Raw genomic sequence first — 21,470 nt, 5'->3', positions numbered from 1 at the left:
GTTGATCAAAAAGGCTTCTCCCGGCAGTATAGGAGGGCCAGCGGAACTTGCCATGTCCGCCGGCAAAATAATCCTTCACAGATAGGGCGAACCGAGCCACAAAACCTTCTCGAGCAGCCGCACCGGGAAGGGCCGCGCGCGTAAGCCGTCGAGCGTCACCGGCGTTGCCGATTTCAGGGTTTCCTCGATATGCTCGTCGATCTCGCCGGCAAAACCCTCGTTCAGCACTTCGAGATCGACCTCGAAATTCAGCCTGAGCGAGCGTGGGTCGAGATTGGAGGAGCCGACATAGGCCCAGGTGCCGTCGATCGTCAAAAGCTTGGAGTGGCTGAAACTGCCGGTCGCGCGCCAGATGCGGCAATAACCCTTGAGGATCTGGTCGAATTGCGCCGTCATCGCCCGGTCGACCAGCACGAGATTGTTGACCGCGGGCACGACGATATCGACTTCGACGCCGCGCCGCGCCGCCGTCACCAGGGCGCTGATCAGTTCGCGGTCCGGCAGGAAATAGGGCGACATGATACGGATCGACTGGCGCGCCACGGAAAAGGCGCCCATCAGCATCTTGTGGTTGGTCTCGACGCTGCGGTCCGGGCCGGAGGCGACGACGCGCATCAGGATGGGATCGCCGGGGCTGCGCTGCGGCGGCTCGATGCGCCAGGCCTCGTCGTTCAACAGCTCCTGCGTGGAAAAGCGCCAATCCTCGGCGGCAAGATCGAAGAGGTCGGCAACAACAGGGCCGGTAACGCTGAAATGCGTATCATGGGCAAAGCTCTCGCCGGTCACCTCCTCGCTGAAGCCCGCGCGGATGTTCATGCCGCCGGTCAGCGCGATCTTGCCGTCGACGATCAGGATCTTGCGGTGAGTGCGCAGATTGGCATAGGGCAGCCGCAAGCCCATGATGACATTGCCGTTGAAGACGGCGACGGTGACGCCGCCATCTCTCAGATGGCCGAGAATGCTCGGCACAGAATAACGCGCGCCGACCGCGTCGATCAGCACCCGGACCTCGACACCGCGCTTGGCCGCCGCAATCAGCGCATCGGCGATGCGAAGGCCGATCGCGTCGCGATCGAAAATATAGGTTTCGAGCAGGATGCTGCGCGCCGCCTCGTCGATGCTCGATTTCATCGCCGCATAGGCCTCGTCGCCGGTCTCCAGCACGTCGATCGTATTGCCCGAGGTCAGCGGATTGCGCGTCACCCGGTCGCCGAGCGTCTGCAGCGCCGCAAAGCGGCGGCCGAACTGGCTGATGACAGTCTCGGCCTCGGCGTCGAACGTCTCCAACTCGTCGATTTCGGCCGCCGGCAGCAGCGCGTCGCGGCGGATGCTCAGCGATTTGCGGCGGATGCGGTTGATGCCGGCAATCGCATAGAGCACTGCCCCGATGATCGGCGACAGGATGATGACGCCGACCCAGCCGATCGCCGCACGCACCTCCTCCTTGGTCATGGCGGCATGGATCGCCGCCGCGGCCCCCATGGCGATCGAAACGACAAAGAGGATATGCGGCCAGTAGGTCGACAGGAGATAGAACATCGCTGGCAAATATAGCCGGGAAACGGCGGCGTTCAATCGCGCCTTGCCTCTCCCATGACGCGAAATTTTTCGTCGTAATTATTTTTTTGTCCCGGCAACCATCGCGTCCGCAGGAACAATCCCGGCGCGCAACGATTGATCCAGAGGAGATGAGGATCGCATCATGAACATCGCCGCAAGCGTCGGCCCCGCCCTGGCGCTCGAAGTCGCGGATGCGCAAAGCATCGCCGAACTCAGGCATCAGGCCGAAGGCTGCACGCGCTGTGATCTCTACAGGAATGCCACGCAGATCGTCTTCGGCGAAGGGTCCGGGGCAGCCGAAATCGTCCTTGTCGGCGAACAGCCGGGCGATCAGGAGGACGTGACGGGAAGGCCGTTTGTCGGCCCGGCCGGCCGGTTGCTCGATGCCTGTCTTGAGGAGGCGGGTCTCGACCGCCGGCGCTGTTATGTCACCAATGCCGTCAAGCACTTCAAATTCACGCCGCGCGGCAAACGGCGGCTGCATACAAAACCCAATGCCGGCGAAATCCGGCGTTGCGCCTGGTGGCTCGGCGCGGAGCTGAATATTCTGCAGCCGAAACTCGTCGTCAGCCTCGGCGCAAGCGCGCTGTATGCGCTGCTCGGGCCTAAGGCGAAGCTGACGCCGGAGCGCGGCCATATCCTGCATCCGGCGAACCATCCGCCCGTGTTGATCACCATCCACCCTTCCTATCTCCTGCGCATCCGCGACGAGGCGGAACGGCACAGGCTGCGCCGGGATTTCGTCTCAGATCTGCACAAGGCCGCCGAGTTTCGGCCTTGATGAATGGCGAATCTCAACCCTGATATGCTGCAACGCGAAATATTTGCGGTTGCAGCACGATTTCTCTTGAAAGAGTTCCCCTCCTCTGGAACCATCCCGGCAGTATCGCGTTCGAACGACGGCATCATGTGACTGGAGATCAGCGATGGCAGAAACTCGGGATGAGTGGATCAAAAAACGTGCATACGCCCTCTGGGAAGAAGAGGGTTATCCGACAGGGCGAGAATCCATCCATTGGGAACAGGCACGGCACGAGCGCGAAGCGCTCGAAGGCTCCGCTGCCTCGTCCGACGGCAAGGAAGTCAAGCCAAAGGCCAAGCGCAGCGTCGCGGGCAGCAAGACGAACGGCGTCGTGACCCCGGCACCGAAACGGACGGCGAGCCGCAAGACGGCACTCTGAATACAGAAATCAAGCAGCTGGATCAAAAAAGGGCGTCGCCGCGGCGCCCTTTGATGCTTTTTGTCATAAGCTTGAATTAGTTGTGCATTATCGAATTTGCGGTGGATGGGCTTCCATGGGGGAACAGAGGCCGGATGACGCTGCACGCTTTGAAGCTTCCTGAAAAAATTGAACCCTCACCCGATAACCGGGAACAACAACAGACATTGGCTGTTTATGGCGAAACCGGGGAAATTGCCATGAACGACGCTCATACTGATATCCTCTCCGTCCCGCTCGCCGCAGCCGGCCGCCGTGCTTGGCTCGCGATCGCGTAGAGGGATGGAGATGTCGCTGCTCGTCATCGCCGCACTGCTTTACATCGGCCTCGCGCTCGGCTTCATCCTCGTCGTCGACAATCTCGTCGGGCTGATTTTCCGTGATCCCCGCGCGCCGGTGCAGCCGCCCTTCTTCGCTATCGGCCGCGCCTTGGCCGCATCACAAAAATTCTATCGGAAATAAAGACCGCCGCCGGTCAGAGGCCTAAACAACGCCGTCGAGTTCGGGATATTTGCGCATCAGAGCCACCTCGCTTGTGCAGCTGTCGTCAAGCGCCGTCAGTTCGATCGAGATCGTGTCGGTGGGATCGAGGCGGCCGCTGTCGTGATAGACGGGAATGCGCGCCCCACTCTGGCTGACCAGCACGGCATCCCGTTCGAAACCTCTTTGCAGCAGCCAGTCCCGCGGCGCCATCAGGCGGATGTCGACCTTATAGGAGTGCTCCTTAAGGCTGACGGTATAGGTGACCGGTGACACTTGCCCGTTGACGTCGATCGCTCCGTTTCCATCGGCTTTGACAATGTGGTTTTCCATATCTCGGCTCCTGTTTGTGGGCGGTTTTCCCATCTGGAATGGAGCGAACGCGGCTTTTGTTCCGAAATCCGGGTGAGTGATCCTGTGGCCGGAACTTTCGGCCTCAGCACCAGTTTGACCCCTTTGCACACCAGAGGAGGCAACGATGCCGAGAGGTGACAAATCCGACTATACCGACAAGCAGAAGCGTAAGGCAGAGCACATCGAGGAGGGCTACGAGGATCGCGGCGTCTCTGAGAAAGAGGCCGAACGGCGTGCCTGGGCGACGGTGAACAAGGAAAGCGGCGGCGGCAACAAATCCGGTTCCGGCCGCGGCAAGAAGGACACGCATGAATCCTCCGAAAAGGGTGGCCGCATAGGCGGCGCCGCATCCGCCGCACGCTCGAAAGAGGAACGCTCCGCTTCCGCGAAGAAGGCAGCCGCGACACGCAAGCGCAACGAACATCACAGTCACCATTAACGCGCAGGAGAAGCGGTTTAGCCCGCCCGCTCCCGGCAAAGGAATATCAGCCATGGCCAAATCGAAGAAGAAATGGTCGCAGGACGTGACCGAACACAGCGATGCGATGGACCTGAAACAAGGCGTGTTCAAATCCGACGACCCGAAGAAGATCGCCCGCTCCGTCAAACATTCCGCCGAAGAGAGCCATCGCCGCAAGTCGAGCCCGTTTCGCGCCGCCATGTCGATGCTGACCTTCTACATCAACCGCGCCGGCGACCAGCTGACGAAAAAGCGTCGCGGCACGCTTGAAAAAGCCAAGGACGAATTGCGAAAAGACTTCGGTCGGCAACCGAAGGGATGAGCTGAGATGGCCTATGAGCTTTATTACTGGGACGGTCTTCAGGGCCGCGGCGAATTCGTGCGGCTGGCACTGGAGGAAGCCGGCGCCGATTATCTCGACATCACCCGTCAGCCCGGCCTCGGTGCGGATGCGATGTTCGCGCTGATGAAGAGCGAAAGCGAACCGCATATTCCCTTCGCCCCGCCTTTCCTGAAGGACGGCGACCTCATTCTCCCGCATGTCGCCAACATTCTGTTTTATCTCGGCCCGAGGCTCGGCCTTGCGCCTGAGGACGAAGGCCTTCGCCATGTCGCCAACGGCTTGCAGCTCACCATCACCGATTTTGTCGCCGAGGTACATGATACGCATCACCCGATCGATACGTCGCTCTATTACGAGGACCAGAAGCCGGAAGCGAAAGCCCGCTCCGCCGCCTTCATCCGCGATCGCATTCCAAAATTCCTCGGTTACTTCGAGCGTGTGCTGCGGCAGAATCCTGCAGGTCCCGATCATATCATCGGAAATGCGCTCAGCTATGTCGACCTCTCGCTCTTCCAAGTGATCGAAGGCCTGACCTATGCCTTTCCGAACGCCATGGCGAAGCGCAAGGCGGAATATCCGGCGCTGCTTGCCCTGCATGATCGGGTGGCGAAGCGTCCGAATATCGCCCGCTATCTCGCTTCCCCTCGCCGCCTCGCTTTCAACGAGGACGGGATTTTCCGGCATTATCCTGAGCTCGACAGCGCGGAGTGAGGCAAGAGCCGTTTATTGCAGCGGCACGGCCGCATCGAAAAAGCCGCCCCATGGGTTGCTGGGGCGGGTTTTCAATCGCTGTGGCACATTGGCGATCGTAAAGGCGGCCGGGCCGCTGACCGCGTTCAATTCAGTCCAATCGAGCGGCATCGAAACCGGCGCACCGGCTCGCGCCCGCGTCGAATAGGCCGCGACCGCCGTGTTGCCACGGCCGTTGCGGAGATAGTCGATGTAGATATGCCCGCCGCGTTTGGCCTTGGTCGCGGTTGAGAGATATTTTTCCGGCGCATCCGCCGACATGCTCTCCGCGAGAGAATGGGCGAAGTCCTTCACCTCCGCCCAGCCGGCCTTCGGCGCAAGCGGCGTTACCACATGCAGGCCTTGCCGCCCGAGGTCTTGACGAAGGCGGCAAGGCCGCGAGCTTCGAGCCGCGCCTTGACGTCAAGCGCGGCGGAAATCACCGCGCTCCAGGCCACGTCCTCGCCGTGATCGAGGTCCATGGTGATCATATCCGGTCTTTCCCAATTTTCGGTCGTCGTGCCCCAGGGATGGATTTCGAGCACGGCCGATTGCACCAGCGCCCTGAGACCATTGAAATCGGCAATGCGCAGCAGCTTTTCGCCGTCCATTTCCTCAGGATCGGCGATCTCCTCGATATGGGCATTCATGCCCTTCCAGGCATGTTTCTGGAAAAACCGCTGGCGGCCCTTTATCCCATCCGGCAAACGCAGCAGCGCCAAGGGCCGATTGACGAGATAAGGAGCGATGAACGGCCAGACCGCCGCATAATAATCCGCGAGACCCTGCTTCGTCACGCCCTCCTCCGGCCAGTACAGCCGGTCGGGATGGGTCAGGACGACGTCCGATGCAGGTGGATTTTTCGGGCTCATTCCTCGATCTCGCGTGTGAGGAAATCAAGTAGCCTGTTTTCCTCGGCCCGCAAGCCCCGCAACGGTTCGGCGCCGCTCTCGATCACCGGATGATCGTTGCCGGCGAGCGCAATGATCGCCGGATGGATATAGCTTGAGCGTGAGATTGCCGGTGTGTTGTGCAGCGCCTCGGCTGAGGCCTCCGCCATCTGCTTCACCGTCGGCCGGCCGCCGCTGACAATCGTCTCGCGCGCCGCACCAAAAGCCGCCAGCGAGCCGGCCCAGGTGCGGAAGGTCTTGGCTGAAATCGGAATGCCCGATATCTCCGCCAGATAGGCGTTCAAGCGGCCGGAATCGATCGGCTTCAGCGCCCCGTTTTCATCCTTCCAGACGAAGAGCTGGCGGCCGGGCAGGTCAGCGATCTCTTCCAGGATCTTCTGCAGCCTGGGATGCTTGAGGCTGCGCTGGACGCGCTTGCCGCCCTTGGCGCGGAATTTCAGCTCGATCTGCCCGTCGACGATCTTCAGGTGCCGTTTCAGCAGCGTCGTTGCGCCATAAGTGCCGTTTTCCCGGACATAGGCCTGGTTGCCGACGCGCAGATGCGCCTCGTCGAGCAGCGTCGTCAGGGCCGCAAGCACGCCGTCGATATCCTCCGCTCCAGTGTCGAGATGGCGCAGCACGGTGCGGCGTATCCGCGGCAGCGCCCGGCCGAACTCGATCAGCTGATGGAATTTTCCGGCACTGCGGAAGGACTGCCAGTCTTTGTGATAGCGGTATTGCTTGCGCCCGCGCGCATCGATGCCCGTCGCCTGCAGGTGGCCATTGTCGTAAAGGCAGATCCAGACATTCTCATAGGCCGGCGGCAGGCCGAGCGCACCGATGCGCGCCCGCTGCAATTCGTCGGCAAGCGTCGTGCCGTCGGGCATGACATAGCTGAAACCCTTGCCCTTCCTTCGTCTTCGGATGCCGGGTTCGGCATCGCTGACATAAACGAGACCAAGTTGGGTGATGGCTTCGGCATTCATTTTTTCTGCTACTTGCTCCGACGCCCGAACCGGAACCAGCGGCGGCGCTGGGCCTTGGTCGCCCCCTCCGGTGGCTGGGTCTGGCCTGTCGGCGCAAAGACCGCGACGCTCTGGGCATAAACGATGACCGGATTGTCCTGATCGTGCACGGCGAAGGCCTCCGTCTCCGTCCCGGTGTCGAGAACCCGCGACCACTGATGCAGCCCATTCACCTCGGGCAGGTAGATCTGACAATCGCCGCCGGCATTGAAGACGAGGAAGAGGTCGTCCATCGCCTCGGTTTCAGGGGCATGCACGCTCCTTGAGAGATAGACGCCGAGCACCTGCAATCCATCGTCATTCCAGGCGCCGTCGTCCATGAAGCTGCCATCCGGCTTGTACCAGGCGATCTCGATGCGCCCGTCCTCGCTCTCCTCGCCGGTCAGGAACCGCTCCTGCCTGAGCACCGGATGGGCCTTGCGGAAGGCGACGGCCTGCCTGAAGAAATCGAGGAAGGGATCGTCGAGCCCATCCCAGCCCGTCCAGCCGATCTCGTTGTCCTGGCAATAGGCGTTGTTGTTGCCGCCCTGGCTGTTGCCGATCTCGTCACCGGCCAAGATCATCGGCACGCCCTGCGACAGCATCAGCGTCGCAATCATATTGCGCCGCCGCCGCGCCCGCGCCGCGTTTATGTCGGCATTATCGGTCGCGCCCTCTGCGCCCATATTGTCGGAATGATTGTCGGAATGGCCGTCCCGGTTGTCCTCGCCATTCGCCTCGTTGTGCTTGCCGTCGAAGGAGACGGTATCCATCAGGGTGAAGCCGTCATGGGCCGACAGAAGATTGATCGAGGAGGTCGCCCCCCGGTCGGAATGGTTGAATTGCAGCGCCGAGCCGGTGATGCGCGCCGCAAGCTCCGACACCATACCGCCATCGCCCTTCCAGAACCGGCGCACGTCGTCGCGGAACTTGTCGTTCCACTCGCGGAAGGGATGCGGGAAACCGCCGACCTGATATCCGCCCTCACCGATATCCCAGGGTTCGGCAATCAGCTTGACACCGGCCAGGATCGGATCCTGCCGGATGGCGCCGAAAAACAGACCCTGTCGATCGAATTCCAGATCCTGCCGGCCGAGCGTGCTGGCAAGGTCGAAGCGGAAACCATCGATATGCATCACCCCGACCCAGTAGCGCAGGCTGTCGAGCACCATGCGCATCACCATCGGGTTGGCGACGTTCAACGTATTGCCGGTGCCTGTGGTATCGAAGGTGTGGCGGGGATCATCGGGGGAGAGGATGTAATAGCTGGCATTGTCGAGCCCGCGGAAGGACAGCGTCGGTCCCTTCTCGCTGCCTTCGGCCGTATGATTGTAGACCACATCCATGAACACCTCGATGCCGGCGGCATGGAACCGCTTCACCATGGTCTTGATCTCGGTGATCTTGTCTCCGGAGAGGTAGCGCGATTGCGGCGCGAAAAAGCCGAGCGTCTGGTAGCCCCAGTAATTGCGGAGATCCTTTTCCAGGAGGTAACGGTCGTCGAGGAAGTACTGAATCGGCAGGAGCTCGATTGCCGAGACGCCGAGCTTGACGAGGTGGTCGATGATCGGATCGCTGCACATGCCGAGAAAGGTGCCGCGCAGCCGGTCCGGCACTTTCGGATGCGTCATCGTCAGGCCGCGCACATGCGCCTCGTAGATGACGGTGTCGGGCCAGGGGCGGCGGATCGCCTCTTCACCCGCCCAGTCGAAATCCGGATCCTGGACGACGCCCTTGACCATGAACGGCGCGCTATCGCGCTCGTCGAAGGTAAGGTCGTCTTCGCCGATCTGATAGCCGAACAGCGCGTCGTCCCATTTGAGGGCGCCCGTCACCTGTTTGGCATAGGGGTCGAGCAGAAGCTTGTTGGCATTGAAACGATGGCCGGCGCCGGGATCGTAAGGGCCATGGGCGCGGTAGCCGTAAACGGTGCCCGGCCCGACGCCGGCGACATAGCCCGACCAGATATCGCCCTCGCGCTTGGGCAACGGCATCCGGGCAATCTCATCCTTTCCGTCCGGGGAAAACAGGCAGAGCTCGATCTGTTCCGCATGCGCCGAGAAAACGGCGAAATGGGTGCCGGAACCCGTATACTCCGCCCCCAGTTCAGGCTTGAGGAAGTCGAGTTCCGAAAATGAAAAGCTCATGATGCCCCGCTCGATGAAAAGACCAAGCGGGAAACGTCACGGCGGTTCTAAAGTTCCCTGATCAACCGGGAAAAGCAACGATATCGCGCGCCGGAAGGGGCGTTTACGGCATTAGCTGGCCGCCATTGACCTCGATGATCTGGCCGGTGATGTAACCGGAGAGCGTCGGCGATGCGAGGAAGAGATAGGCGCCTACACAATCCTCCGATGTGCCGACAAAACCCATCGGGATCGATTTGCGCTGCAGTTCCATCTGCTCGTCATTGGTATAACGCTCGTGGAAGGGTGTGGCGATGACGCCAGGGGCTACGGCGTTGACCCGGATCCTGTCGGCGACAAATTCCTTGGCGTGACCACGGGTGATCGTCGAGACGAAGCCTTTCGATGCCGCATAGAGGATCGCCCCGTTGCCGCCGCCGTTGCGGGCGGCAATCGAAGTGGTGTTGATGATGAATCCGCCCTGCTTCTTCAGCCAGGGATGGGCCGCGCGCGTCGCCGCCAGCACCGAGCGGGCGTTGAGATCCATGACCGCGGCATAATGCGCGTCGGTATATTCTGCGGTCGGCTTGCGACCCAGCATGCCGCCGGCATTGTTGATGAGCCCGTCGAGATGGCCGAAGGTCTTTGCCGTCTCCTCGACGACACGCTCGGTCTCCCCTTCCCGCGACACATCGCCCTGGATCAGATGCACGGTGCCGCCGGCCGCCCTGATTTCTTCAGCGAGCGCTTCCGCCGGCTCGCGACTGGCATTGTAATGCACGCCGACTTTCGCCCCTTGCGCCGCAAAGGCGCGGGCGAGCGCCGCCCCGATCCCGGTCGAGGCGCCGGTGATCAGCACCGCCTTGCCGGCGAGATCCGGCAGTTTGATCGATGCGAGCAATTGAGCAAGTTCCGCCATGGCTAAGACAGCCTCCCGAAAGACAAGGACATAGGTGATGAAACAGATTGGGGAAGTCTATCAGCCGAAATCGGCGAAGGGCAATGCACGAAAAGGCGAGAATTGTATGGAGGGGATGCCGTGGCTCGCCAATTCGGGCCGACCCAAGACCCCTCCCCAACCCCTCCCCACAAGGGGGAGGGACTAAGTTGTGGTTTCCGGCGGTGACCAAGAGACAGCTCTTGCCGGCTGTTACCGCTCAACACATAGGCACGATGGAGGGTTTCGAGGCGATGCGGCCCGTTAGCCCCTCCCCCTTGTGGGGAGGGGTTGGGAAGGGGTCTTGGTCTCGCCGACCTGTCGATCAGAATAAGATCTCATCACGAAGACACCCCAAAGACCGGCTGCGGCTTCTGGCGCGCGAGCGGCGGAAATGCCAGCGCGATTGCCGCAGCCCCGAGCCCAACCATCGCCGAGCCGATGAACAGCCAGGAATAATTGGCGAAGGTATCGAAGATCCAGCCGCCGATGAGCGGGCCGAAGGCCATGCCGAGGCTGGAGAGCATTGTTGCCGCGCCGAGCACGGTGCCGATGATGCGCTGGCCGAAATATTCCCGCGCCAGCACGGCATAAAGCGGCATCACCCCGCCATAGGCGCTGCCGAAGACGATGGCGAGCGCATAGAACTCCGTCAACTCGCTGACGAGCAGATAGGTCGCGAGCGCGCCCGCCTGCACCAGCAGGCCGGCGACCAGCACCGGCTTCACGCCGATCCGGTCGGCAAGGGTGCCATAGAGCAGCCGGCCGCCGAGGCCGGCCAGACCCTCGACGCTGTAGATGCTGACGGCCGCCATCGGCGCGACGCCGCAGATCGTCGCATAGTTGACCATATGGAAGATCGGGCCCGAATGGGCCGCGCAGCAGGCAAAGAAGGTCAGGCCGAGCACGATGAATTGCGGCGAGCGGAAGACTTTCGACAGCTGTGGCCGGGCGCCTTCCGCGGCAAACTCGGTGCCGGTATCGACGGTTTCGGCCGGCGGGCGCCGGACCAGCAGCGCGGCAGGCACCAGCAGCACCCAGGCGGCAACGCCGATGATCAGCATGGCGGGGCGCCATTCATAAGCCGAGATCAGCCAGCGCGCGAAAGGCGAGATTGTCATCGGCGCGACACCCATGCCGGCGGAAACGAGCGACACCGCAAGACCGCGGTTTTCGTCGAACCAGGCGGTCGTCGCCGCAATCATCGGCGCGAAGAAGGTGCTCGCAGCAAGGCCGACGAGGATGCCGTAGGTCAGCTGGAACTGTAACAACGTTTCGGCCCGGCTCGCCAGAACCAGTGCCAGGCCAAGCAGTACGGAGCCGATCAGCACGACGATGCGCGGGCCGAAACGGTCGCTGGCCGCACCCCAGAGGAAACCGCCGAAACCCATGACGATGAAATTCAGCGTCATCGCGCTGGCGATCCCGACATGCGACCAGCCAGTCGCGCTGGCGATCGGCTCCTGGAAAATCGCCAGCGAGAACATCGTGCCGATGGCCACGCACGACATCAATGCGCCCAAGGCGACAATGACCCAACGATAGGAAACACCCATGGCTTCATAACCTCCATGCCGACAGAGTGATCGCGACGCATCGGCGCCTCGCGATCTAAAGACGTTCGGGCCCTCGCGATTTCGACAGCGGCTCACATCTTTTTTCGCCGGATAGTGCTACAGAGTGCGAAACATCACCAGCGCGTCGACATAACCCTCTGTCGGATGAAGGAAGACGCCGGGGAGACGGCCGACGATGTCGAAGCCTAGGGATTGCCAGAGCCCTACGGCGCGGCGGTTGCTGCTGACGACGAAATTGAACTGCATGGCGCGAAAGCCGCTTTCGCGGGCATGATCCAGGGAATGCTCATGCATCCGGCGGGCGACGCCGCGGCCGGCCGCGGCAGCAGCGGTCATGTAACCGCAATTGCAGACATGCCGGCCGCCACCGGCCTGGTTGGCCTTGATATAATAGGTGCCGAGGATGACGCCATCTTCTTCGGCGACGAAGGTCTCGCGGTCCGGCCCCATCCAATAGGCGAGCGCATCGGTCTCGGAGAGATCGCGGTCGAGCGCATAGGTCTCGCCGGCGCGGATCGTCGGGCCGATGATCCTCCAGATGGCGTCTCGGTCGTCGTTTTCTGCGGATCGGATCAGCATGCTCGATTTCTACAGAAGCCGGGCAGCGGGCGCAACGGCGCGAGCGCGCTCAAACCCTTTCGAGCGCGACCGCAATGCCCTGGCCGACGCCGATGCACATGGTGGACAGCGAATATTTTCCACCGGTCTCCACAAGTTCGAGCGCCGCCGTGCCGGTGATGCGGGCGCCCGACATGCCAAGCGGATGGCCAAGCGCGATCGCGCCGCCGTTGCGGTTGACCCGGGCATCATCGTCGGCGATGCCGAGCGCGCGCAGCACCGCCAGCCCCTGGCTGGCGAAGGCCTCATTGAGTTCGATAACGTCGAACTGTTCCGGGGTCATGCCGAGCCGGGCCATCAGCTTGCGCGAAGCCGGGATCGGGCCGACACCCATCACCCGCGGCGGAACGGCGGCGGAGGCGCCACCGAGGATGCGGGCGAGCGGCGTCAGACCATATTTTCGCGCCGCCGCTTCCGAAGCGACGATCAGCGCCGCCGCCCCGTCATTGACGCCGGAGGCATTGCCGGCGGTCACCGTGCCGCCTTCCTTCTTGAAAGGGGTCGCAAGCTTCGCCAGCGTCTCGATCGTCGCCGCACGCGGATGTTCGTCCTTGTCGACGATGATGGCATCGCCCTTGCGCTGCGGGATGGTGACCGGGACGATCTCCTTCGCCAGCCTTCCGCTTGCCTGAGCGGCGGCGGCCTTCGCCTGGCTGCGCACCGCAAAGGCATCCTGGTCCTCACGGCTGACATGATAGTCCTCGGCGACGTTCTCGCCGGTCTCCGGCATGGAATCGACGCCATATTGCTTCTTCATCAGCGGGTTGACGAAACGCCAGCCGATCGTCGTGTCGTGGATTTCGGCGGCCCGCGAAAAGGCGGTCTCTGCCTTCGGCATGACGAAGGGCGCGCGCGACATGCTTTCGACACCACCCGCGATCATCAGCTCGGCCTCGCCGGCGCGGATGGCGCGTGCGGCCGTGATCACCGCATCCATGCCGGAGCCGCAGAGCCGGTTGATCGTCGTGCCCGGGACGGCGATCGGCAGACCGGCGAGCAGCGCCGACATGCGCGCCACATTGCGGTTGTCCTCGCCTGCCTGGTTGGCGCAGCCGAAGATCACGTCGTCGACGGCTTCCCAGTCGACGCCGCCGTTGCGCTCCATCAGCGCCTTCAGCGGAACGGCGCCGAGATCGTCGGCGCGCACCTGGGCGAGCGAGCCGGCGAAGCGGCCGATCGGCGTCCTGATGTAGTCGCAGATAAAGGCTTCGGTCATGGCTTTTCCTCAGAGCTTTGGGACGACGAGATCGGCAACCGGCCCGTCGACGTGCAACGGCGCCCCTGTCATCGCCTGCAATTCTTCGAGCGACATCGCGGCCAACTTCTCCCGCAGCACGAAGCGCCCGTCGACGATGTCGATGACTGCATGGCTAGTATAGACGCGGGTGATGCAGGCGACGCCGGTCAGCGGGAAGGTGCATTTCTCCACCAGCTTCGGCTCGCCCGTCTTGGTGACATGCTCGGTGATGACGCAAACCTGCTTGGCGCCGTGCACGAGATCCATGGCGCCGCCGACCGCCGGCACGCCCTTGCTGCCGACCCGCCAGTTGGCGAGATCACCGCTCTGGGCCACCTGGTAGGCGCCGAGGATCGCGACATCGAGATGGCCGCCGCGCACCATGGCAAAGCTGTCGGCGTGATGGAAGAAGGCCGCCCCCGGCTTCAGCGTCACCGCCTTCTTGCCGGCATTGATCAGATCCCAGTCCTCCTCGCCTTCGGCGGGAGGCTCGCCGAAATTCAGGATGCCGTTTTCCGTGTGGAAGATCGCTTCACGGCCGGGCGGCTGATAGCGGGCGACCATTTCGGGAAAGCCGATGCCGAGGTTCACATAGGCGCCGTCGGCGATGTCCTGCGCGGCGCGCCAGGCAATCTGCGCATTGGAAAGCTTGATGTCTTCCCTTGTATTGATGGGATGGTTATCGACGGTCATACGTAGGCCACTCCGGCGCGAATGAGTTCTTCTTCCTGCTGCGGATGGGGAACGGCGACGACGCGATCGACGAAGATGCCGGGGGTCACCACATGCTCGGGATCGATGCCCCCGGCCGGTACGATCGATGAGACCTGGGCGATCGTCTTGGCGGCGGCCATGCACATCAGCGGATTGAAGTTGCGGCCCGCCTTGTTGTAGGTGAGGTTGCCATGGTTATCGCCGATCTCCGCCTTCACGATGGCGAAATCGGCCTTCAGCCAGCGCTCCTGCACATAGTGGCGGCCGTCGAATTCAGCGACGACCTTGCCCTCGGCGAGTTCGGTGCCATAACCTGTCGGCGTGTAGAAAGCCGGAATGCCGGCGCCGCCGGCGCGGATGCGCTCGGCCAGCGTCCCCTGCGGCACAAGTTCGAGCTCGATTTCGCCGGCCAGGTATTTGTCCGTGAAGGCACGCGGATCCGACGAGCGCGGAAACGAGCAGATCATCTTCCTGACCATGCCGGCATCGATCATCGCGGCAATGCCGATGCGGCCGTTGCCGGCATTGTTGTTGATCACGGTGAGGTTCTTGCTGCCCTTGTCGATCAGGGCATGAATGAGCTCGATCGGCGCGCCGGAGCCGCCGAAACCACCGATCATCACGGTCGCGCCGTCGCCGATCTCTGAGACGGCCTCGGCCGTGCTCCCGACTGTCTTGTCCATGCCGGATATCTCCTTGGCTCGATCGGCCAGACACCTGCCCGTCCCATCCTCTTGCTCAGAGATAAAGCGCAGCAGGGGCATTCTGCAAGGTTATTTGTGCGATATTTGACATTTGTTCGTATATCGCACAGAATGCCAGGATCGATTGGAGATTGGAACCCATGCGCGAAACGGATTTTGTCAGCGGCTTTGCCCGCGGCCTGAAAGTGATCGAAGCCTTCGGCGAGACGCGGCAGCGGCTGTCGATCGCCGAAGCTTCGAAGCTGACGGAGCTCGACCGCGCCACGGTGCGCCGTTCGCTGCTGACGCTCGCCGAGCTTGGCTATGCCGATTATGACGGCAAGTTCTTCTCGCTGACGCCGAAGATTCTCAGGCTCGGCCATGCCTATCTCTCGGCGACGCCGCTGCCGGCGCTGTTGCAACCGCATCTCGATCATCTCTCGGAACAGGCCGGCCAGAGCGCCTCGGCTTCGGTGCTCGACGGCACCGAAATCGTCTATATCGCCCGGGCCGCGCAGCGACGCGTCATGTCGATCAATCTCACCCCCGGCAGCCGCCTGCCCGCCTATTGCGCCTCGATGGGCCGCGTGCTGCTTGCGGCGCTCCCCGAAAGCGAAGCGCGCGCCATCCTGGCCCGCAGCGAGCTGAAGCAAAATACGCCGAGCACCAAGACAGATCCGGACGAGCTGATCGCCGAATTCCGCCGCGTGCGCGCCGAGGGTCATGCCATCATCGACCAGGAGCTGGAGATCGGCCTCTGCTCGATCGCCGTGCCTATCGAAAACGACCGCGGCGAAACGGTTGCGGCGATCAATATCGGCGCGCCGGCCGCCCTCGTCCCGGCCGCGGAGATGAAGGCGCGCTATCTGCCATTGCTGAAGGAGACGCAGGCCACCTTGCGGCCGCTGCTGCGCCGCTGACGGCAAGCATGAGAAAGGGGCGGCCCCGGCCAGCGCCGGAGCCGCTCGCGATGATCAATGCGTCAGGTCGAGCGCGGCCGTGAGATCGCCCATCGGCGGACGACCGTTATCAGCAAGCGCCTTGTCGCGGGCGACGATGCCCGGCAGCGCCGGCAGATCGTAGCGCGCGGTGATCAGGCGAAGGATCGACGTCGTGTCGTACTGGGTGTGATCGACGCTGCCGCCCTTGGCGAAGGGCGAGATGATGAAGGCCGGAATGCGGTTGCCCGGGCCCCAGCGATCGGCCTTCGGCGGCGCGACGTGATCCCAGAAGCCGCCATTCTCGTCATAGGTGACGATGACCAGCATATGGCCCCATTGCGGGCTCTTCTCGAGATGGGAGACGATATCGGCAAGATGCTGGTCGCCGCTCGAAACATCGGCATAACCGCCATGTTCGTTGAGGTTGCCCTGCGGCTTGTAGAAGGACACCGCCGGCAGCTTGCCTGCGTCGATATCTCCAAGGAAGGCTTCGCCGGCAAGGCCGCCATCCCTGAGATGTTCGGCGCGCGCCGGGGTGCCGGGCGCGAAATTGGCGAAATAGTTGAACGGCTGGTGGTGGAACTGGAAGTTCGGCACCGGCGTGGCGTTCTTGCCGTCAAGCGCTGCCTGCCAGGCGCCGCCATACCATGCCCAGCTGACGCCTTTCAGCGACAGCAGGTCGCCGATGGTCACCGCATGCTGCGGCGGCAGCGTCGTCGCCGCGGCAGGGTCGGCCATGGCCGGATCGCCATCCTTAGGCGGCGGATTGGCGCTCGGCTGGTAGGGCGGCTGCATGGTGTTGACGGCGTAAAAATCGGGCGTCAGCGTGCCGTCGGAGACAAATTTCGGGGCGCCGTCGAGTGCCGACTTCGGGGCGTTGTCGGCAACCGTCAATGACGTGCCGTCGGCATCGACCTTGGCGATCACTGGCTTGGCCGGACTCTTGTCGGCATCCGGATAATAGGGCGCACAGGCGCAGACCAGCGCGAAGTGATTGAGGAACGAGCCGCCGAAGGCGCCCTGGAAGAAATTGTCGGCAAGCACGTATTTCTTAGCCACCTGCCACATCGGCAGGATGGAGCCGTCATAATGGCCCATGACCAGGCTGCCGGAATCGGCCCAGGCGACGAACTTGTCATTCTTGCCGCCGTCGATCTGCATCTGCTCCTGGTAGAAGCGGTGCCAGAGATCGCGGGTGATCACCGAGGGCGCCTGTGCAAATCCCTTCGGATCGTCGATCGCGAAGCTGGCATTGGCAAGATGGGCCGACTGCGCCTCGGTGATCGCAGGCGTGACGCCCTTGGCGGTCAGCCCGCCCCAGACCGGCGGCAGCTCGGCGAGCGGCTGGCCATCGCGGTCGAGCTGGCGCGCCTGATCGGCGCTGACATTGGAAAGACCATCCGCGCCGGGAAAGCCGCCATAAAGATTATCGAAGCTGCGGTTTTCGGCGTAGATGACGACGATATTGTCGATCTTGTCGTAACCGGCGGGCGCGGCATCGGCTGCCGTCACTATCGCGAGCGGCACAATCGCCGATCCGGCGAGACAGAGGGCGTTGAGGAGTTTCAGTCTTGTCACGGGGATAACCTCATGGCTGGGGGCGTTGGCTAGAGGGAGCGGGAAACACTCGGGGGCGCGCTGACGCTAGTCCCGCCATCTATCAACTTTGTGACGCCGGGCTTGCCGTGGGGTCGCAGGAGAAGGCCGTCATCAAATTGTTGCAGCGAGGTTCGATCATGATGGATAGCAGTCCCAAGCCATTGGAATCCTTATCATGACGACGAAAATCATCTGGCTGGCGCGCTCCGGTCTGGCGGCCGGAATCGGTGCGGCGGCCCTCTGTCTGGTCATTCTGCCGCTGCGGCAAAGCAGCGCGGCGGTCGCGGCCGGCGGCGTCCATCCCGGCCCGATGTCGCGCGCCGAGGCCTTCGCCCGAGCCGAGACGCTGACCGCGCTCGGCCGCAAAATCTTCTCAGACCCCTCGCTATCGGCCTCGGGACTGCAGGCCTGCACATCCTGCCATGACCCCGCGCACGCCTTCGGCCCCGCCTCGGCCGCACCGGTCGAGATGGGCGGCAAGGATTTGAACAAGCCGGGCCTGCGCGCCGTGCCGACGCTGCGTTATCTGCAGGCGGTGCCCTCCTTCAGCGAGCATTATTACGATTCCGAGGACGAGGGCGACGAAAGCGTCGACAATGGCCCGACCGGCGGCCTGACCTGGGACGGCCGGGTCGATCACGGCGCCGACCAGGCGAAGATCCCGCTGCTCTCGCCCTTCGAGATGGGCAACAATGATGCAGCCGAGGTCGCGGCCAAGCTGCGCAAGGCGCCCTATGCCGACGCCATCAGGGCCGCCTTCGGCGAAACGGTGTTCGACAACCCCGAAGACACTTTCGACGCCGCCGCCGAGGCGCTCGCCACCTTCGAGCAGAGCGGCCCGGATTTTTATCCCTATTCCAGCCGCTACGACGCCTTTCTCGCCGGCAAGGCGACGCTGACCGCGCAGGAATTGCACGGCCGCCAGCTGTTCGAGGATCCCGCAAAAGGCAACTGTTCGAGCTGTCACTTAAGCGAACCCGCCAATGACGGCGAGCCGCCGCCATTTTCCGACTTCGGCTTCCTCGGCCTCGCCGCGCCCCGCAACATGACGATCCCGGCCAATACAGACCCCAGCTATCACGATCTCGGCCTCTGCGGCCCGCAGCGTACCGATCTTGCCGGCCACAGCGACTATTGCGGCCTGTTCCGCACGCCGACGCTGCGCAATGTGGCGCTGAAGAAGAGCTTCTTCCACAATGGCTATTTCCACTCGCTACGCGACGTGGTCTCCTTCTACGCCACCCGCGACAGCGATCCCGGCCGCTGGTATCCGAAAAATGCCGACGGCTCGGTGCACAAATATGACGACCTGCAGCAAGCCTATTGGGACAACCTCAACCAGGACCCGCCCTTCGGCCGGAAGCCCGGCGATGCGCCTGTCCTGACCGATCCGGAGATCGACGACATCGTCGCCTTTCTGGGGACGCTGACGGATGCAGATATGATACCCGAGATAGGTGGGCGTTGAAGCATCCCCAGACATAATTCCGATATTATGCACGGACCATCGCCGCAATTGGCTCCAACCTACGCAAGATGAAGGCGACGCGTTCCGCCTGTTGGTCCCACAACACCAAGTGGCGGTTCAAAAGCCGGAAAACTCTAGCATCCGGTGGTCCAACGTTTGGGAGCGGTTCACAAAACCGCCGAGACTCTAATCGCAGTCGGTGAAAATTCAGTGGCAGGTCAATTCCACCGAAAGAGCCAGGCGAGACGTCTCGATATTTATCCTTTCAAGGATCGGACTTCGGTGATCGATCGGCGGGAGAAATGCAGCATTTTCGTAAATCGGCAGGTCAAGCTCACTCGTAGGGATATTTTTTCGCATCCGCTGCAACCCTATACATGAATTGAAGCATGACCATACAGTCGGAGTATTTTCCGTCTCTGCCGGAGACAGGAATCCGCAACTCCTTGCCCCTGTCAGTCAAGATGATTATTTCAACGCTCTCTATTCCCTCTAGAACGGACACCAACTTTACCTCGGAGTAGAGGAATGACTTGTCCTCTCCACCGTCGCCCCAAAATATGCCCTTATCCAATATATATATCTTAGCGTTACTTGGGCCTGGATTAGAGTATATCCCAATCAGGAAGCCAAATTCTTCTCTTTGGTGCCAGATCGGCGATGGCATCGCTTCATAACGCCTCAGATCTGTTAATATTCTTTTTGCCCGAATTCTCGCGTTCATTGGCGTATCACCTTAGAGGTATCGTAAACCGCAGTCCGAAATGTGCCGAAGTCGGCATATGAGCCAACTTCCACACCATCCAGCTCGTCGTCGCCGTCAAAGATGCCGCAGAATCACGTTCTGGGCCTTCTTGTTAAAATCTACAAGCGAAGGATGAAACTTGCATGCCTTAGGCACCCTGAGGACGAGTCTAAGCCCCTCGGACATAGCGCGGAACTTGATTTGATAGGTTGCACGAAGAGTGCGCACGTTCTTCACGAGATATAGCCTATTAAACCTCTCGGCGTCAGCTCTCGCGCCCGCGAGGCGTTTGGTGTTTTGTTTGCATGGGCATCTATCGCTTTCCAACCACGCAACATCACCAATAGCGACATCAACAGCTGATCATTCTTCTTCAAGGAAGTTGACATGTTGGTCTCAACAACGCTTGCGAGTAGGCCATCACTCGCCAGGAGATATCGCTCAACGTGCTGCGGCGCAGATTCTATTTCAGCATCAACCATTATTAAAACCCATACCAATTACGCAACGAAGCAGCGTCCAGCGGTTATCTTCATCAACTCCGTGCAAGATGGAAGCTTCGAATTTCCGCCGGTTGCTTACACCTCGCCATCTGGCGTAATCACACGGCCGAGGCGCTGATCGCCACGGATGAAAATTCGGTCGCAGGTCACCTTCCCTGAACCGCAGACCATGTTGAATGAAACCAATGAACCTTATTCCTGAGCGTCAAATTCGAGCCGTCTACGACGAACAGACAATTCGCGTATACCAGGCCTATAGCGACCCAATCGCCGATGCTGCCCTGCGCCACGGCACATTCGTTTCGCCGCCCTTCAAGATGGAGCGCATGACCTGGATCAAGCCGTCATTCCTATGGATGATGTATCGCGCGGGATGGGGCCTGAAGGACGCCGGACAGGCCCGCATTCTGGCGATCGTATTTCGCGGGAGGGCTTTGAATGGGCCTTGAGGCATAGCTGCCCGAGCGACCCCGATGAATCGATGAGCAAGGACGAATGGCTGCGCTTCAAAGAGGCGACACCTGTGCGCGTCCAATGGGATCCCGAGAGGGACTTGCAGCTTCAGCCACAAACGCATCGCGCCGTTCAAATTGGCTTGGGTGAGCAGGCAGTGGCGCTCTATGTTGGGCAATGGATCAAACACATTACCGACATCACCTCGGAGGCCCGCGACATTCATGCGCTTGTTCTCCAAGGGAAGTTGGACGTGGCGCAAAGCAAGCTACCCCTGGAGCGGCCCTATTGTCTCGAAGACATCTCGCTCAAGTAAATCAAGGATAGCCGCGTCAAGGTCAATGGGAGTGACGTCCGTCAAGCTCATGCAGGCATTCCTAGACCGAATTCGTTTGCCACTTTATCCCCCTGCAGATCAGGTCCCGCACCTCCGCGATCGACCGAAGCATCCCGTGATCGTTGTCGATCAGCGTCTCGGCTGTCGCCGGCATTAGCTTGATCGCCAAATCCGCTGCCGCCGAGTTGCTGTATTCAAGCTGCGCATAGACCGGCTCAGCGACGAGCCGCGCTATTCTTGCTCGTTCAAGGTCGGAGAACTCACCTTGAAGGTCGCGGTCTATGCCGACCGCAAACCATCCCCAATCACCTTCCACGACAAGGCGTCCGGGTGATTGCAGATCCGTTGATCCTATGTCTCCATAGGCTTCAGCAATGCGGCTGAGATCGGGCTCGGCCGTGAACATCATAACTACGGATTTCATGGTTTCACCACCTCGATGAGAAGTCCTGCTCCGCCCCATCGCCAAACCACGCGTTTAAGTCATCAATC

At 61.7% G+C, this 21,470-nt stretch carries 23 protein-coding genes and 2 pseudogenes; 10 read left to right on the top strand and 15 right to left on the bottom strand.

All coding sequences use genetic code 11. From position 1 onward, the window contains the following. Positions 1-75: 75 nt before the first annotated feature. Complete coding sequence (locus AMK05_RS28505; RefSeq protein ID WP_064843832.1) at positions 76-1,539, bottom strand: phospholipase D-like domain-containing protein; 1,464 nt, start codon at positions 1,537-1,539, stop codon at positions 76-78. 163 nt (positions 1,540-1,702) lie between these two features. Here AMK05_RS28505 and AMK05_RS28500 point away from each other — a divergent pair, with 163 nt between their 5' ends. The 4 genes from AMK05_RS28500 (at position 1,703) to AMK05_RS28485 (ending at position 3,242) form a co-directional block, all read left to right on the top strand. Beyond that, on the top strand, positions 1,703-2,341 hold the full coding sequence (locus tag AMK05_RS28500; protein ID WP_064843263.1) for a UdgX family uracil-DNA binding protein: 639 nt from the start codon (positions 1,703-1,705) through the stop codon (positions 2,339-2,341). Between the two features lie 145 nt (positions 2,342-2,486). After that, positions 2,487-2,741, top strand: coding sequence for a DUF2934 domain-containing protein (locus AMK05_RS28495; protein ID WP_003574663.1), 255 nt, complete (start codon positions 2,487-2,489; stop codon positions 2,739-2,741). Positions 2,742-2,875: 134 nt separating this feature from the next. Continuing rightward, a complete protein-coding gene (locus tag AMK05_RS28490) occupies positions 2,876-3,058 on the top strand; it encodes a hypothetical protein (protein WP_064843261.1) in 183 nt (60 codons plus the stop codon). A gap of 4 nt (positions 3,059-3,062) precedes the next feature. Next, positions 3,063-3,242: a hypothetical protein gene (locus AMK05_RS28485; RefSeq protein ID WP_064843259.1), complete on the top strand. Its 180-nt coding sequence runs from the start codon at positions 3,063-3,065 to the stop codon at positions 3,240-3,242. 21 nt (positions 3,243-3,263) lie between these two features. Here AMK05_RS28485 and AMK05_RS28480 read toward each other — a convergent pair whose 3' ends face one another. Continuing rightward, positions 3,264-3,593 carry a hypothetical protein gene (locus AMK05_RS28480; RefSeq protein ID WP_064843257.1) on the bottom strand — a complete coding sequence of 110 codons (330 nt, stop codon included), beginning with the start codon at positions 3,591-3,593 and terminating at the stop codon, positions 3,264-3,266. Positions 3,594-3,738: 145 nt separating this feature from the next. On the opposite strand from AMK05_RS28480, the gene AMK05_RS28475 reads away from it, so the two are divergent. The 3 genes from AMK05_RS28475 to AMK05_RS28465 are packed head-to-tail and all read left to right on the top strand — an operon-like array spanning position 3,739 to position 5,128. Next, positions 3,739-4,053 carry a hypothetical protein gene (locus tag AMK05_RS28475; RefSeq protein WP_011655053.1) on the top strand — a complete coding sequence of 105 codons (315 nt, stop codon included), beginning with the start codon at positions 3,739-3,741 and terminating at the stop codon, positions 4,051-4,053. A 52-nt stretch (positions 4,054-4,105) separates the two neighbouring features. Beyond that, a complete protein-coding gene (locus AMK05_RS28470) occupies positions 4,106-4,396 on the top strand; it encodes a DUF3175 domain-containing protein (RefSeq protein WP_064843254.1) in 291 nt (96 codons plus the stop codon). 6 nt (positions 4,397-4,402) lie between these two features. After that, positions 4,403-5,128 carry a glutathione S-transferase gene (locus tag AMK05_RS28465; RefSeq protein WP_064843251.1) on the top strand — a complete coding sequence of 242 codons (726 nt, stop codon included), beginning with the start codon at positions 4,403-4,405 and terminating at the stop codon, positions 5,126-5,128. Positions 5,129-5,140: 12 nt separating this feature from the next. Here the strand turns inward: AMK05_RS28465 and ligD are convergent. The 9 genes and pseudogenes from ligD to AMK05_RS28420 all read right to left on the bottom strand — a co-directional run bounded on the left by ligD (position 5,141) and on the right by AMK05_RS28420 (position 14,932). Next, positions 5,141-6,018 (bottom strand): annotated as a pseudogene (ligD, locus tag AMK05_RS28460) (non-homologous end-joining DNA ligase). Next, positions 6,015-7,022: a DNA topoisomerase IB gene (locus tag AMK05_RS28455; protein WP_064843249.1), complete on the bottom strand. Its 1,008-nt coding sequence runs from the start codon at positions 7,020-7,022 to the stop codon at positions 6,015-6,017. Before AMK05_RS28455 ends, ligD begins: the two are co-directional and overlap by 4 nt. An 8-nt stretch (positions 7,023-7,030) precedes the next feature. Next, positions 7,031-9,187, bottom strand: coding sequence for a glycogen debranching protein GlgX (glgX, locus tag AMK05_RS28450; protein WP_064843247.1), 2,157 nt, complete (start codon positions 9,185-9,187; stop codon positions 7,031-7,033). A gap of 103 nt (positions 9,188-9,290) precedes the next feature. Next, on the bottom strand, positions 9,291-10,085 hold the full coding sequence (locus tag AMK05_RS28445; RefSeq protein WP_064843244.1) for an SDR family NAD(P)-dependent oxidoreductase: 795 nt from the start codon (positions 10,083-10,085) through the stop codon (positions 9,291-9,293). A gap of 359 nt (positions 10,086-10,444) precedes the next feature. Beyond that, complete coding sequence (locus AMK05_RS28440) at positions 10,445-11,659, bottom strand: MFS transporter (protein WP_064843242.1); 1,215 nt, start codon at positions 11,657-11,659, stop codon at positions 10,445-10,447. A gap of 117 nt (positions 11,660-11,776) precedes the next feature. Beyond that, entirely contained in the window at positions 11,777-12,259 is a 483-nt protein-coding gene (locus tag AMK05_RS28435; protein WP_064843240.1) for a GNAT family N-acetyltransferase, read from the bottom strand. Between the two features lie 49 nt (positions 12,260-12,308). Next, positions 12,309-13,514, bottom strand: a complete 1,206-nt coding sequence (gene pcaF / locus AMK05_RS28430) for a 3-oxoadipyl-CoA thiolase (RefSeq protein WP_064843238.1) — start codon at positions 13,512-13,514, stop codon at positions 12,309-12,311. Between the two features lie 9 nt (positions 13,515-13,523). Continuing rightward, positions 13,524-14,228 (bottom strand): CoA transferase subunit B, encoded by a 705-nt coding sequence (locus tag AMK05_RS28425; protein ID WP_064843236.1) that lies wholly within the window; start codon positions 14,226-14,228, stop codon positions 13,524-13,526. After that, a complete protein-coding gene (locus AMK05_RS28420) occupies positions 14,225-14,932 on the bottom strand; it encodes a 3-oxoacid CoA-transferase subunit A (protein ID WP_064843234.1) in 708 nt (235 codons plus the stop codon). Before AMK05_RS28420 ends, AMK05_RS28425 begins: the two co-directional genes overlap by 4 nt. A gap of 161 nt (positions 14,933-15,093) precedes the next feature. Here AMK05_RS28420 and AMK05_RS28415 point away from each other — a divergent pair, with 161 nt between their 5' ends. Beyond that, positions 15,094-15,852: an IclR family transcriptional regulator gene (locus AMK05_RS28415; protein ID WP_064843231.1), complete on the top strand. Its 759-nt coding sequence runs from the start codon at positions 15,094-15,096 to the stop codon at positions 15,850-15,852. 54 nt (positions 15,853-15,906) lie between these two features. Here the strand turns inward: AMK05_RS28415 and AMK05_RS28410 are convergent, their stop codons facing one another. Next, positions 15,907-17,451 carry an acid phosphatase gene (locus AMK05_RS28410; protein WP_064843229.1) on the bottom strand — a complete coding sequence of 515 codons (1,545 nt, stop codon included), beginning with the start codon at positions 17,449-17,451 and terminating at the stop codon, positions 15,907-15,909. A 196-nt stretch (positions 17,452-17,647) separates the two neighbouring features. On the opposite strand from AMK05_RS28410, the gene AMK05_RS28405 reads away from it, so the two are divergent. Next, positions 17,648-18,940: a cytochrome-c peroxidase gene (locus AMK05_RS28405; protein WP_064843226.1), complete on the top strand. Its 1,293-nt coding sequence runs from the start codon at positions 17,648-17,650 to the stop codon at positions 18,938-18,940. A gap of 334 nt (positions 18,941-19,274) precedes the next feature. On the opposite strand, the gene AMK05_RS28400 is transcribed toward AMK05_RS28405, so the two are convergent. After that, entirely contained in the window at positions 19,275-19,664 is a 390-nt protein-coding gene (locus tag AMK05_RS28400) for a hypothetical protein (protein ID WP_143535775.1), read from the bottom strand. Between the two features lie 254 nt (positions 19,665-19,918). Continuing rightward, a complete protein-coding gene (locus tag AMK05_RS34970; protein ID WP_143535774.1) occupies positions 19,919-20,167 on the bottom strand; it encodes a hypothetical protein in 249 nt (82 codons plus the stop codon). Between the two features lie 206 nt (positions 20,168-20,373). Between AMK05_RS34970 and AMK05_RS28395 the strand changes: the two are divergent. Then, a pseudogene (locus AMK05_RS28395) lies at positions 20,374-20,957 on the top strand (DUF4291 domain-containing protein). 61 nt (positions 20,958-21,018) lie between these two features. Here the strand turns inward: AMK05_RS28395 and AMK05_RS28390 are convergent. Then, positions 21,019-21,402 carry a hypothetical protein gene (locus tag AMK05_RS28390; RefSeq protein WP_145924779.1) on the bottom strand — a complete coding sequence of 128 codons (384 nt, stop codon included), beginning with the start codon at positions 21,400-21,402 and terminating at the stop codon, positions 21,019-21,021. Between the last annotated feature and the right edge of the window lie 68 nt (positions 21,403-21,470).

Origin of the sequence: Rhizobium sp. N324 (genome assembly GCF_001664485.1) — a bacterium.
Classification (GTDB): domain Bacteria; phylum Pseudomonadota; class Alphaproteobacteria; order Rhizobiales; family Rhizobiaceae; genus Rhizobium.
The sequence above is the reverse complement of the archived record's forward strand: the minus strand, read 5'-3'. Positions and strand labels throughout refer to the sequence as shown.

What these genes read in the sequence shown, in the direction of transcription:
- AMK05_RS28505 (WP_064843832.1), bottom strand. Translation starts at nt 1,539, where the DNA reads ATGTTCTATCTCCTGTCGACCTACTGGCCGCATATCCTCTTTGTCGTT.
- AMK05_RS28500 (WP_064843263.1), top strand. Translation starts at nt 1,703, where the DNA reads ATGAACATCGCCGCAAGCGTCGGCCCCGCCCTGGCGCTCGAAGTCGCG.
- AMK05_RS28495 (WP_003574663.1), top strand. Translation starts at nt 2,487, where the DNA reads ATGGCAGAAACTCGGGATGAGTGGATCAAAAAACGTGCATACGCCCTC.
- AMK05_RS28490 (WP_064843261.1), top strand. Translation starts at nt 2,876, where the DNA reads ATGACGCTGCACGCTTTGAAGCTTCCTGAAAAAATTGAACCCTCACCC.
- AMK05_RS28485 (WP_064843259.1), top strand. Translation starts at nt 3,063, where the DNA reads ATGGAGATGTCGCTGCTCGTCATCGCCGCACTGCTTTACATCGGCCTC.
- AMK05_RS28480 (WP_064843257.1), bottom strand. Translation starts at nt 3,593, where the DNA reads ATGGAAAACCACATTGTCAAAGCCGATGGAAACGGAGCGATCGACGTC.
- AMK05_RS28475 (WP_011655053.1), top strand. Translation starts at nt 3,739, where the DNA reads ATGCCGAGAGGTGACAAATCCGACTATACCGACAAGCAGAAGCGTAAG.
- AMK05_RS28470 (WP_064843254.1), top strand. Translation starts at nt 4,106, where the DNA reads ATGGCCAAATCGAAGAAGAAATGGTCGCAGGACGTGACCGAACACAGC.
- AMK05_RS28465 (WP_064843251.1), top strand. Translation starts at nt 4,403, where the DNA reads ATGGCCTATGAGCTTTATTACTGGGACGGTCTTCAGGGCCGCGGCGAA.
- AMK05_RS28455 (WP_064843249.1), bottom strand. Translation starts at nt 7,022, where the DNA reads ATGAATGCCGAAGCCATCACCCAACTTGGTCTCGTTTATGTCAGCGAT.
- glgX (WP_064843247.1), bottom strand. Translation starts at nt 9,187, where the DNA reads ATGAGCTTTTCATTTTCGGAACTCGACTTCCTCAAGCCTGAACTGGGG.
- AMK05_RS28445 (WP_064843244.1), bottom strand. Translation starts at nt 10,085, where the DNA reads ATGGCGGAACTTGCTCAATTGCTCGCATCGATCAAACTGCCGGATCTC.
- AMK05_RS28440 (WP_064843242.1), bottom strand. Translation starts at nt 11,659, where the DNA reads ATGGGTGTTTCCTATCGTTGGGTCATTGTCGCCTTGGGCGCATTGATG.
- AMK05_RS28435 (WP_064843240.1), bottom strand. Translation starts at nt 12,259, where the DNA reads ATGCTGATCCGATCCGCAGAAAACGACGACCGAGACGCCATCTGGAGG.
- pcaF (WP_064843238.1), bottom strand. Translation starts at nt 13,514, where the DNA reads ATGACCGAAGCCTTTATCTGCGACTACATCAGGACGCCGATCGGCCGC.
- AMK05_RS28425 (WP_064843236.1), bottom strand. Translation starts at nt 14,228, where the DNA reads ATGACCGTCGATAACCATCCCATCAATACAAGGGAAGACATCAAGCTT.
- AMK05_RS28420 (WP_064843234.1), bottom strand. Translation starts at nt 14,932, where the DNA reads ATGGACAAGACAGTCGGGAGCACGGCCGAGGCCGTCTCAGAGATCGGC.
- AMK05_RS28415 (WP_064843231.1), top strand. Translation starts at nt 15,094, where the DNA reads ATGCGCGAAACGGATTTTGTCAGCGGCTTTGCCCGCGGCCTGAAAGTG.
- AMK05_RS28405 (WP_064843226.1), top strand. Translation starts at nt 17,648, where the DNA reads ATGACGACGAAAATCATCTGGCTGGCGCGCTCCGGTCTGGCGGCCGGA.
- AMK05_RS28400 (WP_143535775.1), bottom strand. Translation starts at nt 19,664, where the DNA reads ATGAACGCGAGAATTCGGGCAAAAAGAATATTAACAGATCTGAGGCGT.
- AMK05_RS34970 (WP_143535774.1), bottom strand. Translation starts at nt 20,167, where the DNA reads ATGGTTGATGCTGAAATAGAATCTGCGCCGCAGCACGTTGAGCGATAT.
- AMK05_RS28390 (WP_145924779.1), bottom strand. Translation starts at nt 21,402, where the DNA reads ATGAAATCCGTAGTTATGATGTTCACGGCCGAGCCCGATCTCAGCCGC.